We start from the raw sequence: 13,928 nt of genomic DNA, 5'->3' as shown, positions 1-13,928 counted from the left end.
ATAAACGGAGCAAAGATGTAGCACCGCGGCGGGTTCTTCCCAAGGCAATTAATCGAATTGAATATTAACGAAAACGGAGATGGCTGTTTCGTGAAAGATGACAAGGAACGCCAGGACGGCCTGGCTGGCCTCGACAGTGCCTCCGCGTATGAGCAGCCGGTGAGAGACGCCAGCCGTAGCGGTATCGTTCCCACTATAGCTGATGTTGCGCGCGCCGCGGGTGTATCTCGAGCGACGGCTGCCAGGGTGTTAGGCGATTATGGCTATGTCAAAGAACAGACGCGTGAAGTCGTCCTGAATGCCGCGAAGGAAATGGCGTACCAGCCAAATCAACTCGCAAGAAGCATGGCGACCGGCCGCAGCAAAACGATCGGAGTTATCGTAGCCGATATTGAAAACCTGTATTTTGCGCGCGCGATCCGAGCGATCACTGACACAGCCTCCGCGCACGGTTTTATGGTGATTTTGGCCACGTCAGACGAAGACATCGCGCTCGAGCGTGACGCTGTACGAGTTCTTCTTGCAAAGCGCGTTGATGGATTGATCATCTCGCCCACATCGAGCAGTGAGGTAGACCATCTCATTAGCGCGTCGGAGAGAGACTGCCCCGTGGTCCTTCTCGATAGACGGGTTCCTGTTCTGCGCGCCGATACGTTTGCCGTTGACAATTTTGGTGCGGCCTACGAGGCAGTGAAATCCCTGATTGGTCAGGGACATCGCAATGTTGCGTTGGTCTCGAATGCTCCTGACCACGGGGAGCAACGACATCTGATCTCGTCCGTTCGAGAGCGTGTCGATGGTTATCGCGCAGCTCTGCACGACACCGAGATCCCGGTTTCTTCCGATTTCATTGTGTTCGGCGGCTGGGACCCCCAGAGACTGGCGCTGCACGTTCGTGCGTTGTGCATGTCTGCAAACAGGCCCACTGCGTTCTTAGCGACGGATAGTTCCGTCGCCCTCGTCCTTCTTGCTGTTTTGAAGGACATGAATCTTTCGATTCCTGACGAGGTCTCACTCATTTGTTTTGACGATCCCGACTGGACGGCCGCGACGACACCGGCATTAACAGTGATATCGCAGCCCATCAGAGATCTTGCCGCAGCCGCGACAGAACACCTTATCGCCCGTTTGAAAGGTGAGGCTTCCGGCCCTGGAAGTGAAATGCTCCTGCCGGCGACCCTCATAAGCCGTGCCTCGGTGAGTGTTGCTCCGCAACCCCAGATATACGCACCGAAAGGACGAAAAATCTGGACCTGATTTCCAGGACTGAGATGGACAGGCGGCAAGCCATCCGTAGCGAGGAGTAGCAGAGTGAAGTATGGAAGCTTGCTGAATAAGTTCAGGCTCGATGGAAAAGTTGCTTTGATCACCGGCGGAACGCGCGGGATCGGTCTCGCGACCGCCTATGCATTCGGGGAGGCAGGTGCGAAGCTCTACCTGAGTGCTCGCCGTGAAGAATATGAGGACGCCGGTGCCATACTCACAGCCGGCTATGATGTGACCTTCTATCCGGCGGACTTGAAAACGCGCGAGGCAGCGTGCGCCCTCGTGAAGAGGGTCGCCGACGACGCGGGGCGACTTGATATTCTCATCAACAATGCGGGTATCGCCAATGGTGGCGACACTCCGCTCTTTACCGAACAACAATGGCGAGACGTCATAGCAACCAACGTTGAGACTGTTTTCTGGTGCTCGCAGGCCGCCATCCCGGTGATGCGCGAGGGTGGTCGAGGCGCGATTGTGAATGTCGGATCAATGTCGGGTATTGTATCGAATATTCCGCAGAACCAGGTCGCGTATAACAGTTCCAAGGCAGCGGTCCATATGATGACCAAGAGCCTTGCTAGCGAGTTGGCCCTCGACAATATCAGGGTCAACGCTGTCGCACCCGGCTACATCGACACCGATATGTCGCGAGGCGGGATGGTACATCCTGTCAGGGGACCAATCTGGCTTGAGATGACGCCTATGAAGCGATTTGGCCGCCCGGATGAAATCGCAACAGCAATACTTTTCCTAGCGTCAGAAGCGTCGAGCTACGTCACAGGAGATATTCTTGTCGTTGATGGCGGCTACACGACCCGTTGATCTGTGACATGTAGACGGTTGGATCTTCATTCGTTCGGCAGCCTTTGTCAAAGGGGCTGCCGAATGCATCCAGCATTCGACAGCCCTTGAATTTATTCAATTTTCGTGTTTTCGATACTAAGCCCAGACTGGAAAGTCAGGAAGCCGGGCATGTTAGTGAAGCCGGTCACGCCCTTTTTCACCGCATAGTTCTGTTCGCGCCACATGAAGTAGACCAGTGGTGACAGTTCGAGTGCGCGGTCGACAAATGCGTCGTAGATTTTCACCCGTTCAGCCTTGTCAACCGTGGCTCGCCCCTTGTCGAGAAGGTCGTTGATCTGCTGATCGTTGAAGTACGGCGAATTGTTAGTGCGGACCAGCTTGTCGCCGCCATAATAGTAGTTGCTGAGCCAGTCGGCGTCGGTGATTTCGCCGAGGCTGCCCATGACAGTGAAATCGTAGTCACCTGTCGAGGCCTTCGCCATGCGGCTTGCCCAATCCGGGAGATCGAGCTTCACCTTGATTCCGATTTTGGCGAGCTCTGACTGAATGGCAATCGCGGTGTTTTGTTGAAAGCTGTATTGCGAGGTAGCGAGCAGCCGCACCTCGAACCCGTTCGGATAGCCTGCCTTGGCAAGCAGTGCCTTTGCCTTTTCGACGTGATGCGAGAAATAGTTCGCCTTGGCGTCTGAATAGCCCATGTAGCCTTTCGGGATCGCAATTCCGAAGATAGGGCTGCCGAGACCGTTGAAGGCGGTGTTGATGATAGCGCTGCGATCAACCGCATAGGCGATTGCCTGGCGAACCTCAGGCTTGGAGAAGGGCTCGAACTTCGTATTGAACTGCAAGCCCATAAAGGGACCAGTATTACGTAAAAGCTGCGTTTCAGGACCTTTGGCGATATCAGCGGCGTCCTTGGCTGGAACGTAGTCAATGATATCCACGTCGCCGGATTTCAACGCATTTACGCGCGTGTTCTCGTCACTGTAGAAGACATAATGGACCTCGTCCAAGTCGGGCTTGCCCTTCTTGTAATAGTCGTCAAATTTTTTGACCGTGATCTCGCGACCGCGGGTCCAGCCCGCAAACTTGAAGGGACCGGCCCCGACTGGCGCAGCGTTCGGGTTATCGGCGTTTTTTGCCAGCCAGGCGGCGGGCACGATAACGGATTCAGGAAGGGCGAGATAGTCGATCATAGCGACGGACGGGGTTGAGAGTGTCAGTTTGACGGTTTTCTCATCCGGCGTTTCTATTTTTGAGATGCTGGAAAGTTCGTTACGGAAGGAAGCCTTGCCCTTCGGGTCGAGAATTCTCTCGAGAGAAGCTTTGACGTCGGCCGATGTGACGGTCGTGCCATCATGGAACTTTGCCTGCCGCAGGTGGAACGTGAATTCCTTTGCGTCAGGGCTCACTTCGTAGCTTTCAGCCAATTCAGGCGAGATTTTGCCATCGATCCCGTAGTTGACGAGTCCGCGGTGGATAGCAAGTTTTACGGTCCGGCCGGATGTACCTGGCTGAACCACTGTATCCAGGGTCGAGGGCTCTCCCGATAGTCCAAAATAGAGAGTGCCGCCTGCGAGCGCGCTTGTCGTAGTGAGGCCGGTAAGGCCCGCGACAAGGGCCATTTGGAGAATTCTCTTCATGATGTTCCCTTTCGTTGCTGCAGTTGTCAGTTTTCGCGGAGTCTCGGATCGAGGTGGTCGCGAAGAGCATCTCCAAGGACGTTGATGGCGAGAACGGTGAGTGCCAGACACAACGAAGGCCAGACGACGTACATGGGATTTTGGCCAAGATAGCCGCGTGCCGTTCCAATCATTTGCCCCCACGAGGGCTCCGGCGGCACGATACCCAGACCGAGAAAGCTCAATCCGGACTCAAGAAGGATCGCTGCTGCGATGGTCAGCGTGGCCTGAACAACGAGTGGCGACAGGATATTTGGCAGGATGGCACGCATCACGACCCGAAGATATCGAGCGCCCATGGCGTGCTCGGCTTCGACAAATTCCTGACTGATGACTTGCAACGCAGCGGATTGGGCGACACGTGCGAATTGCGGAATGAAGATGATACCGATCACGACACTGAGGCTAGCGACGCCGCTTCGCCAGAAACCAACGGCGAGAAGAGCGAGCAGGATCGCTGGGAAGCTGAGCATGATGTCGACCGCTCGCATGACAAAAAATGAGATGGTCGGCCGGCTGTACGCTCCGATGATGCCGCACGCGGTACCGCCTACAGCCGCAATAATTGTTGATATGACCGCCACCAGCATGGTCGGGCGGATGCCTATGAGAAGGCGCGAGAGAATGTCGCGGCCAAATTCGTCGGTTCCAAGCCAATGCTGTGCAGAGCTTGGTTGGTGAACGGCATTCTGGTTGATTGCGAGAGGGTCGTTTGGCGCGATGAGTGGACCTAAAATCGCAACAGTGAGGACTGCGAGCACCACAATCAGGCTGGCAGCTATGAGCGGGCGACGAGAAAGGACAAAGTTCTTCATGCGCGTTTCCGGCGAATACGTGGATCGAGAAGGCTGTAAAGGATGTCGACGCACAGATTGATCAGGATGAAAAGTGCCGCGATCGTCAGGATACTTCCCTGGACAAGCGGATAATTCCGATTGGAAACGGCGGTGACTAGAAGCGTGCTCAGGCCTGGCCAATTGTAAAGAGCCTCAACAAGGACGGTTCCTCCCATCAGATTGCCGAGTTGCAATCCGATAATCGTAACAATCGGAATCGCTGCGTTACGAAGTACATGGACCCAGATGACCCGACGTTCGCGCATCCCCCTGGCGCGCAGCGACCGAACAAAATCGCGGCCGAGGATTTCCAGCATCGACGAACGTGTCATCCGGGCTATGGATGCTGCGAGGCCGAGACCGAGGGTGACGGCCGGCAAGGTCAACTTCTGAAAGTGGAGGAAGACGCTTCGAGAAATGTCGGTGTAGCCACTCGACGGAAGCCATCCGAGCTTGAGGCTGAACATCAAAATTAGAAGGGAACCGAGAATATAAACGGGCAGCGAAATGCCCAGTGTCGAGAGCGATGTCAGAAGGCTATCGAGAAAACGTCCACGACGAAGGGCAGCGGCAATACCGATCGGGACACCAATGATCGACGCCAGGATAATCGCGGCGGTCGCAAGCTCCATTGTTTTAGGGATGCTCGCGGTGATGTACTCAACGACAGACACGCCGTCGACCGAGTTGCCAAGGTCGCCCGAAGCAGCGTTCCCCAACCATTTGAGGTACTGTGACATGACAGGTTGGTCGAGACCGAGCTGATGGCGCATTGCCGCGACCGCCTCAGGCGACGGGTTGCTCTCGGGCCCCAGCAATAACAAGACGGGGTCGCCGGGCATGATATACATGATCGAGAACACGAGGGTGGCGATAACCCATAACTGGACCAGCGCGGTAATGAGCCTTGAACCCAGTGTGATCACGAACGTCGACAGGGTCTCCATCAGTGCACCTCAAGCTTGGACGGCTGGGCGGTACCGATCTTGGGGACAGCTCTCAACAATGTGCGGGTATATTCATCCTTAGGATGGTCGAAGACCTCTTCCGCTGTACCTGTCTCGACGATCCGCCCTTTCTGCATCACCGCGATCGTATCGCTTATGTGTCGGACAACGGACATGTCGTGTGTGATGAAGAGGTAAGTAAGGTCGAACTCATCCTGCAGATCCTGCAAAAGATTGAGCACTTGAGCCTGGACGGAGACGTCGAGTGCCGAAACCGCTTCGTCGCAGATTAGAAGTTTCGGTCTCAAAGCCAGTGCCCGTGCGATGACGATTCGTTGACGCTGGCCCCCGGAGAACTCGTGCGGATACCGACGCATCGCGTCTCGCGGTAAGCCGACCGCATCAAGCAGTTTCGCAACGATTGCTTCTCGATCCCGCCCTTTGGCATGGATATCGACGGGAGCGGCGATCAGGTCGGTAACAGTCTGTCTGGGGTTGAGCGACCCATAAGGGTTTTGGAAAACCAATGCGAAATTCTGTCTGGCATGACGAAGGCGCTCGCGATCGAGACTTGTAAGGTCGATGCCATCGAATTCGATCGTGCCACTGTTGGGCTCCATCAAACGCATGACGAGACGCGAAAGAGTTGATTTCCCGCATCCGGACTCCCCAACGAGCCCGACCGTCGAGCGAGCAGGTATATCCAGACTGACATCATCGACGGCACGGAACTCCTTGGGAGGCGCAAGCGGGCTTTCTCGCAGCCAGAATGTTTTGGTAAGGTTCCTGATTGTGAGGAGCGTCTGTCTGCTGCGCTCGGGCGCTATTTCGTTCGCCGAAGTCGGTCGGGTATCAACGATACTTGCAATCGCTCCGCTCTCGTCCTTACCGATAACAGGAAGGCGGGTTTTCGGTGTCGACACCGATGGCATGGAAGCAATCAAAGCCTTGGTGTAAGCGCTTTTCGGGGCTGCAAAGAGGTCTGTTGTTTTGGCCTCCTCCATCATATCGCCGCGATAAATGACCGCCACACGGTCCGCGACTTCGTAGATCACACCAAGATCGTGGGTGATGAGAAGGATAGCGGCTCCGATTTCCTGATTGAGGTTTTGGAGCAAGTTGAGCACCTGTTTTTGCACTGTGACGTCAAGTGCGGTTGTCGGTTCGTCGGCAATGATGACATCCGGCTTGCAAGCGACTGCCATTGCGATCATCACGCGTTGGCACTGTCCTCCGGAGAGTTCATGCGGGTAGGAGCCCATGCATCTCTCCGGATCGACGATTCCCACTTTTGTCAGCAGATCCAAAGCACGCTGATGCGCGTTGCGGCGGGGAACCCGCTCGTGCAGCAAAATTGATTCAACAATCTGGCTGCCACAGGTAAACACGGGATCGAGCGATGCCATAGGATCCTGAAAGATCATGGCAATGCGCTTTCCGCGCAATTTCCGCAAAACGTCAGGCCGCGCGGTCAGAAGGTCTTCACCGAAGAATTTAACGGTTCCGCCCGCGACAACCGCGTTGGGCGGAAGAAGTCCCATTGCAGCGAGTGAAAGGATCGTCTTCCCGCTTCCACTTTCTCCCACAAGGCCCAAGATTTCCCCTGAATGCAGTGACAAAGACACTGAATTCACTGCTGTGCGCAACCCGTCGCCCGTTTTGAAAGCAACGGTGAGATTGTCGATCTTCAGGACTTCCCTACTCGGCATATTGCGATCCGTTCTAGATCTCACTCTTCAGATGGAAAAGTGTGTTCCCGTTATTGTTGAACGCTTCTGCGCTATTTTTCCAAAGTAAGACACAAATCGCCAAAGATCGTCAATAGCGCGCGTCATAAATGTCATTTGGATAGGCCTTGATGGTCGCAATTGACGTTTTTAGCCCGACATCTTTCAAATATTGACTTGTCAGAATTCAAAACGCCGCCTAACGTCACCATAAAACGGGTGGAGGCCGGTAGGGCCGTCCCCCGGGGGATCGACAATGGCAACCACTCACGCCCGAATGATGCTCATATCTGACGCATTGCAAGGTTTACGGCTCATTTCTCTGCAGCCTGGCGAGACCATTCAGCCGGTAGTGTTGCTCTATCTCGTCGATACCGAGTGCAAACCTTCCAATAACCCTGAAAAGGCTGCGATGCCGGCGGAGCGCCAGGTTGATCGCAAACTAAAAAAAGGCCGGTATTAAAATGTCTCGTATTATTCCCGACGCAGTTCCGTCGGCGCAAATCTTGCCTGAAAAGGTCGATGTTGTCGTAATTGGTGGTGGCATCGTTGGAGTTTCGACAGCTCTTGAGCTGGCAGAGCGCGGTATTTCTGTCGCGCTCTGCGAAAAGGGCCTAATCGCAGGAGAACAGTCTGGCCGAAACTGGGGCTGGGTGCGCCAAATGGGGCGTGATGCCAGCGAAATTCCGCTCGCTGTCGAAAGTCTCAACTTGTGGAAGGGGCTGAATGCTCGAATAGGGGAGGAAACAGGTTTTCGACAGACGGGCATTGCCTATTTGTGCCGCAATACTCGCCAGGAAGCCGAGTATGAGGCTTGGCTCGTGCACGCCCGGAAACATGGCCTCGACTCTCGCTTGTTAAAGAAGGAGGAGTTGCGTCAGCACCTCCCAGGTATGGCTGACGGTTTTACTGCCGCGTTGCACACTTCGACCGATGGTCGCGCTGAACCTTCTAAGGCTGCCCCGGCTATCGCACGCGGCGCCATCCGCGCAGGCGCGCATATCATCACTGGCTGCGCGGTCCGGTCTATTGAGCGATCTGGAGGCGCTGTCAGCGGCGTTGTCACCGAACGGGGTCGTATAGCTTGTTCGTCCGTCGTGCTGGCGGGGGGTGCATGGTCGCGGCTGTTTAGCGGAAATATGGGAATCGATTTCCCTCAGCTCAAAATTCTAGCCACGGTCGCCAGAGCTACGTCGGTAGAAGGTGTGCCAGACATGCCGGTCGGAGCTGACAATTTCTCGTTTCGCCGTCGCCAGGACGGTAGCTTCAATATCGCAATGCGCAATGCCAATGTCGCCCCAATTGTGCCCGACAGCTTCCGTCTTTTCACCGATTTTATGCCGACCCTTATCAAGGGCTGGGACGAGCTGACGCTCCGCGTTGGGAGCCGCTTTATAGAAGAGTGGCGAACACCCCGCTCCTGGGCGGCAGATGCGATATCTCCCTTTGAGCAGGTCAGAATTCTGGATCCAAAACCCTTCGAAAGGTTCAACCGGGAGGGCTTGGCCCACCTGGTGAAAGCATTTCCAGCATTTGCGGATAGCCGGATCACTCAGAGCTGGGCCGGGCTGATCGATGTTACGCCGGACGCAATACCCGTCATCGGACCAGCCGGCGGAATTCCCGGTTTCTTCATCGCCAGCGGCTTCTCCGGACATGGGTTCGGTATTGGGCCCGGATCCGGAAAGCTGATGGCGGATCTCGTCACCAACGCTCAGCCGAGCGTTGATCCTGCTCCGTTCAGATTCGATCGTTTCAAAAAGACCAAGGCAGCCTGATCCGCTCGCACTTCTAACCTTGGCTTAAGAGGGTGAAAACATGGCATTAAGAATTGGCGTCGACTCCGGTGGCACGTTTACGGACGTGTGCCTGTTCGACGATGAAACCGGTAAGCTAAATATCTGGAAGGTGCCGTCCACCCCGGACGATCCGTCACGGGGTATATCCGATGGCGTCTCCGAGGGGCTGGCAACGGTGGGCAGCACTGCTGCGCACGTAGCATTCCTCGGTCACGGGACAACCGTTGCTACCAACGCTCTGATCGAGCTGAAGGGCGTCCCTACGGGCCTGATCACGACCGACGGATTCCGCGATCTTCTGGAAATCGGCCGCCAGAAGCGCCCCAGCCTCTATGACATGAATGTCGAAAAGCCTGAAACTCTCGTCAGCCGAGACCGCCGACAGGAGGTTCCTGAACGTTTGAAGTCGGACGGATCCAGTGACCTGGCGCTCGATGAGGTGAAACTGCGCGCAGCGGTTCGCAAACTTGGCGAGGAAGAGGTCAAAGCCGTTGCGATTTGCTTCATATACGGATTCTTAAATAGCGCACATGAGCAGCGTGTGGTGGAGATTCTCAGGGATGAAATGCCGGACGTCTTTGTGAGTGCTTCGCATGACGTTGCGCCGGAGTTTCGCGAGTTTGAGCGCATGTCGACGACCGTCGTTAACGCCTATCTCGGCCCAGTCATGCAGCGCTATATTGATAGGCTGAAACAGCGCCTAACCGATCTTGGAGTGCCAGTCGCTCCGCAACTGACGCAGTCAAACGGTGGTGTCATCGGTTTCGATGTGGCCGCACAACTTCCAGTTCGTACAGTGTTATCCGGGCCGAGCACTGGCGTCGTGGCAGCGCAGGCAGTTGGCCGCATGGCAGGTTTTGAAAACATCATCACGTTCGATGTTGGCGGAACCTCAAGCGACGTGGCACTTCTTCAAGGTGGCATCTGTAAGCTCACCGGAGAAGCAAATGTGCACGGCTATCCGATCAAAGCTCCCATGCTGGACATTCATACGGTCGGCGCGGGCGGCGGATCCATCGCTTTTGTGGATAGCGGTGGGCTGCTTAAAGTCGGACCGCGTTCCGCAGGCGCCGACCCTGGGCCCGTATGCTATGGCCGGGGGAACACGGAAGCCACGGTCACGGACGCGAACATCGTACTGCAGACACTCAACCCTGTTGAGATCCTCGGTGGTCGCATGAAGGTACGTCGCGATCTCGCAGTCGAAGCCGTACAAAGGCTGGCCGATCAGCTCGGTTTGGGTTTGATGGAGACCGCGCAAGGCATCATCTCGGTCGTTACCGCCAGCATGGCCAAAGCCATTCGCCTGATCAGTGTTCAACGAGGCCACGATCCGCGCGACTACGCGATGATGGCCTTTGGCGGGGCGGGTCCGCTTCATGCAGCTAGGCTTGCCAAGGAACTCGACATGAGCCGCATCATTGTGCCGCTCACGCCGGGCACGCTGTGTGCGCTTGGCCTACTTTTGACGGACCTGCGATCGGACTTTGCGATCTCTCGATTGATGAAGGTCGATCAGAACGCTGTCGAGCCGATGATAACTGGTTTCGCCTCGCTCGAGGCGCAAGCTGCTTCTTGGTTCGAACAGGAAGGTATCGAAACCGAACGTCGCGTTGTCAATCGCACTGCTGACATGCGCTACGTCGGTCAGAACTATGAGCTTCAAGTTTCAGTCCCTGCGGGCGAGTTGGGTGCTGACACGCTGCAGACTTTGGTAAATGGGTTCGAGCAAGCTCATCAGCAGCGTTTCGGGTTCATCGCGGAGGGCGAGCAGATCCAGATCGTGACCTTGCGCCTTGAAGCGGCCGGCGTCGTGAACAAGGCTGAATTCGCACCCCATCCCGAAGCTGGCCTGGACTGCGGGAATGCCGTTGTTGGCTCGCGCCAGGTCTATATGGACGAAGCGAAGGATTTTGTTTCGTGCCCTGTGTATGCGCGTGAAAAGCTGAAGCCCGGCAACCGTATCGTTGGTCCCGCCATTGTCGAGCAGATGGATACGACAACCGTTATCCTTCCGGATATGAACGCTAACGTTGATCCTTACCTCAACCTCATTTTGGAGATGCGGGCATGACCAAGATCGACCCGATTACCGTTGAAGTCATTGGCAGTGCTCTCACTTCGATTGTGGAGGAGATGGGCGAGGCATTGGTGCGTGCTAGCTATTCAACCAACATCAAGGAACGTCGGGATTGCTCGACCGCGTTGTTCGACTGGCGTGGAAACACGCTTTGCCAGGCCGAGCATATACCGATGCATCTCGGAAGCTTCATCGGCATAATTCCGCATATCAACAAGCGATATGCGGCAGAAGATATCAAGCCCGGCGATGTTTTCATCGGAAATGACGCATATGAAGGCGGCGCGACCCATCTTCCTGATATTGTTCTTGCCGAACCGATCTTTCATGGCGAAACCATGGTCGGTTGGGCGGTCAACACCGCCCATCACGCAGACTTCGCCGATCGCGGCCATGCGCACATCTACCAGGAGGGAATTCGCCTTCCGCCTGTGCGCCTCTATCGTAAAGGCGAGTTGCAGCAGGATCTGCAGGACGTGTTCTTGCTGAACTGCCAGGTTCCGCACGAACGCTTGTCCGACCTTCGCGCTCAGATGTCGGCGAACAGACTTTGCGTCCAGCGTATGCAGGACCTTTGCTCGAAGTACGGAGCTGACAAGGTGTTGGCGGCCGGTGATGCGCTGCAGGACTACGCGGAGCGCAAGATGCGTGCAGGCATCGCGGCAATCCCCGACGGGGTCTACAGTTTCACTGACTATTTCGACAGTAATCAGTTCTCTGAAATCATGGAGCTGAACGTTGACATCACAATCAAGGGCGATGCGATGCACATCGCCTTTAACGCACCACCTCAGGTGCCAGCCGGCCTGAACGTGATCTATACGGCCCTGCTTGCCACTTGCTACTATGCGGTCAAAGCGGTCATAGACCCGACGATCCTGCCGAACGCAGGCCTGTCGCGGCCAATAACCGTGGAAGCGCCACATGGCTCCCTGCTCAACTGCAAGCACCCTGCAGCCGTCGATGGACGGATCAGCGCATGCCAGCGAGTCGCCGATCTTGTCCAGGGCGCGCTCGCGAAGGCTTGGCCGGAGAAGGTAACAGCCGCTGGAAATGGTGCCTGTACCGGCGCGACCTTTACCGGCACTCGGGACGACGGCTCGCTATGGGTCTATCTCGAAACCATTGGCGGCGGCGGCGGTGCACGGCCGACTGCAGACGGTTTGAGCGGAATTCACGTCCATATGACGAACACCTCGAACCTTCCGGTAGAAGCCCTTGAACTCGAGTACCCACTTACGCTGCTGCGTTACGAACTGGCGAACGATTCCGCGGGAGCTGGCACATGGCGGGGTGGGATGGGTTTACGACGTGTATACCGCATCGAAGCCGACTGCCGTTGCGCGATCGACGGCGCGCGCTTCTCCATTTATCCATGGGGGCTCCAGGGAGGACTTGAGGCTACGGGTTCCGATTTCAATTTCGGTAATGGTCAGCACAACCTGCCAGGCATAGTGCAGTTGCGGGCCGGCCAGATTATCGAGATCGTAACTCCGGGAGGCGGTGGGTACGGTTCGCCCAGTGGCCGTTCATTGGACGCGATCAGCCGGGATATCAAAGAAGAGCGGATCACCACCGATTACGCTGAACGCGTTTACGGATACCGAGCCTCACCAGACGCTGGCCGTTCGGCCATCGCTTAAAACCCATTGGCCGCCTCGAGTTGAATCGATGCGGTCAAGGCAGTTTTTAATGAGCGTCCCTTTCGGCTGAACGTGGCTGGTGAGCAAGGCGATCTCGCCGGCCCTCCTGTTGTCAATTCTCCTGGCGCCTCGGCAAGATATCTCACAGAGGTAATCTCACACGACTAACTTTCCGAAGATCTATAAGCTCTCAGCAACTGGAGTTGATGTCGAGCTGGATCTCGCGCTGGGCCAGATTGCCAAATTCAAGGTCACCTTGGGCGGCCGCAGGTTATCGCTTTTCCACACCGTTCCCTGGATTGGGCGGCGAGATTATAAAAACATTCGTCGTACGGGATCACCACCCCTTCCTTTATCAGTCGCACAGGTTCGTTGGTGCTTCAGGCAAGATCCCAGTCGCGTACCATACGATGGTCAGCCTCCCGTCCGGTGGCAAAGTATCTATTTCAGCGAAGCTCTGGGCCGAGACGATGTCTACTGCTCTTGAGCCCGATCCGCATCGGGGCAGGTCAGTGCTGGCCTATCCGGCCCGCTCTTCAGACCCGCACGTGTTTCCGCTGAAGGATGGCGGGCAGGTCGATCTTCTCAGCTATCCGCTCGCTGAAACGAACGAGGATCTGGCGATGCTGATCGAGCACCCAAAGAACTCTCTTGGCTGGTCCGTGGTCGTCCGTCTGGCAGAGGAGGATATGGCCATCATTCTCAAATCGCCTTGCCATCGACGCTCCTTTGGTATTCCAACGGTGGCCGGTTTTACGGACCGTGGGACGGCAGGCACACCGGTGTCCTAGGTGTGGAGGAATGCTGCAGCTATTTTGGATACGGTCATGCGGCATCGCTCGCCGAAAACGCCTTATCCCGCGAGGGCATTGCGACCGCAATCGATCTCGCCGCGGATATTGAAATCAAGTCTGTTATCGGAGCGCCCACCAGGCTTGGAAGGACCTTACGGTCGGTGCGGTCGTCTGCGAAGACGATCATCTCGTCATATCAAACAGTGAGGGAGATACACGACTGCCGTTCGATCCCGCTTTTCTCAATCAGCGAGAATAATCAACCGTAACCTGAAAGATATGAACATGTACGTCTCTGAGAAACTTGCAGAGAGGATCGTCGGGACGAAAGAAACGTCCCCGCTCGCGAGGGA

General features: G+C 56.0%; 11 protein-coding genes. 7 read left to right on the top strand and 4 right to left on the bottom strand.

The window, feature by feature from the left end; translation table 11 throughout:
* Positions 1-90 precede the first annotated feature (90 nt).
* Both ASB65_RS23170 and ASB65_RS23165 read left to right on the top strand, forming a co-directional pair.
* Complete coding sequence (locus tag ASB65_RS23170; RefSeq protein ID WP_051489783.1) at positions 91-1,257, top strand: LacI family DNA-binding transcriptional regulator; 1,167 nt, start codon at positions 91-93, stop codon at positions 1,255-1,257.
* 54 nt (positions 1,258-1,311) lie between these two features.
* Positions 1,312-2,088 carry an SDR family NAD(P)-dependent oxidoreductase gene (locus ASB65_RS23165; RefSeq protein ID WP_010892423.1) on the top strand — a complete coding sequence of 259 codons (777 nt, stop codon included), beginning with the start codon at positions 1,312-1,314 and terminating at the stop codon, positions 2,086-2,088.
* Between the two features lie 92 nt (positions 2,089-2,180).
* On the opposite strand, the gene ASB65_RS23160 is transcribed toward ASB65_RS23165, so the two are convergent.
* From ASB65_RS23160 to ASB65_RS23145, 4 genes are read right to left on the bottom strand one after another with little or no spacing between them, the layout of a single operon-like run.
* The gene (locus ASB65_RS23160) at positions 2,181-3,692 is read right to left on the bottom strand and encodes an ABC transporter substrate-binding protein (RefSeq protein WP_233282727.1); all 1,512 of its coding nucleotides are present in this window, start codon (positions 3,690-3,692) and stop codon (positions 2,181-2,183) included.
* A 44-nt stretch (positions 3,693-3,736) separates the two neighbouring features.
* Positions 3,737-4,564: an ABC transporter permease gene (locus ASB65_RS23155; protein ID WP_010892425.1), complete on the bottom strand. Its 828-nt coding sequence runs from the start codon at positions 4,562-4,564 to the stop codon at positions 3,737-3,739.
* Entirely contained in the window at positions 4,561-5,532 is a 972-nt protein-coding gene (locus ASB65_RS23150; protein ID WP_010892426.1) for an ABC transporter permease, read from the bottom strand. The genes ASB65_RS23155 and ASB65_RS23150 overlap by 4 nt, the downstream gene beginning before the upstream one ends.
* Positions 5,532-7,241 carry an ABC transporter ATP-binding protein gene (locus ASB65_RS23145; protein WP_010892427.1) on the bottom strand — a complete coding sequence of 570 codons (1,710 nt, stop codon included), beginning with the start codon at positions 7,239-7,241 and terminating at the stop codon, positions 5,532-5,534. The genes ASB65_RS23150 and ASB65_RS23145 overlap by 1 nt, the downstream gene beginning before the upstream one ends.
* A 274-nt stretch (positions 7,242-7,515) precedes the next feature.
* On the opposite strand from ASB65_RS23145, the gene ASB65_RS23140 reads away from it, so the two are divergent.
* The 5 genes from ASB65_RS23140 (at position 7,516) to ASB65_RS28370 (ending at position 13,572) form a co-directional block, all read left to right on the top strand.
* Positions 7,516-7,722, top strand: coding sequence for a hypothetical protein (locus ASB65_RS23140; RefSeq protein ID WP_040132263.1), 207 nt, complete (start codon positions 7,516-7,518; stop codon positions 7,720-7,722).
* 1 nt (position 7,723) lies between these two features.
* Positions 7,724-9,037, top strand: coding sequence for an NAD(P)/FAD-dependent oxidoreductase (locus tag ASB65_RS23135; RefSeq protein WP_010892428.1), 1,314 nt, complete (start codon positions 7,724-7,726; stop codon positions 9,035-9,037).
* 40 nt (positions 9,038-9,077) lie between these two features.
* A complete protein-coding gene (locus ASB65_RS23130) occupies positions 9,078-11,132 on the top strand; it encodes a hydantoinase/oxoprolinase family protein (protein WP_010892429.1) in 2,055 nt (684 codons plus the stop codon).
* Entirely contained in the window at positions 11,129-12,781 is a 1,653-nt protein-coding gene (locus ASB65_RS23125) for a hydantoinase B/oxoprolinase family protein (protein ID WP_010892430.1), read from the top strand. Before ASB65_RS23130 ends, ASB65_RS23125 begins: the two co-directional genes overlap by 4 nt.
* 206 nt (positions 12,782-12,987) lie before the next feature.
* On the top strand, positions 12,988-13,572 hold the full coding sequence (locus ASB65_RS28370) for a hypothetical protein (RefSeq protein ID WP_010892431.1): 585 nt from the start codon (positions 12,988-12,990) through the stop codon (positions 13,570-13,572).
* The last annotated feature ends 356 nt before the right edge of the window (positions 13,573-13,928 follow it).

It is taken from the genome of Agrobacterium tumefaciens str. B6 (assembly GCF_001541315.1).
Taxonomy (GTDB): Bacteria; Pseudomonadota; Alphaproteobacteria; order Rhizobiales; family Rhizobiaceae; genus Agrobacterium; species Agrobacterium radiobacter.
Note: the sequence above shows the minus strand (reverse complement) of the source record. Positions and strands in the feature narration are given on the sequence as shown.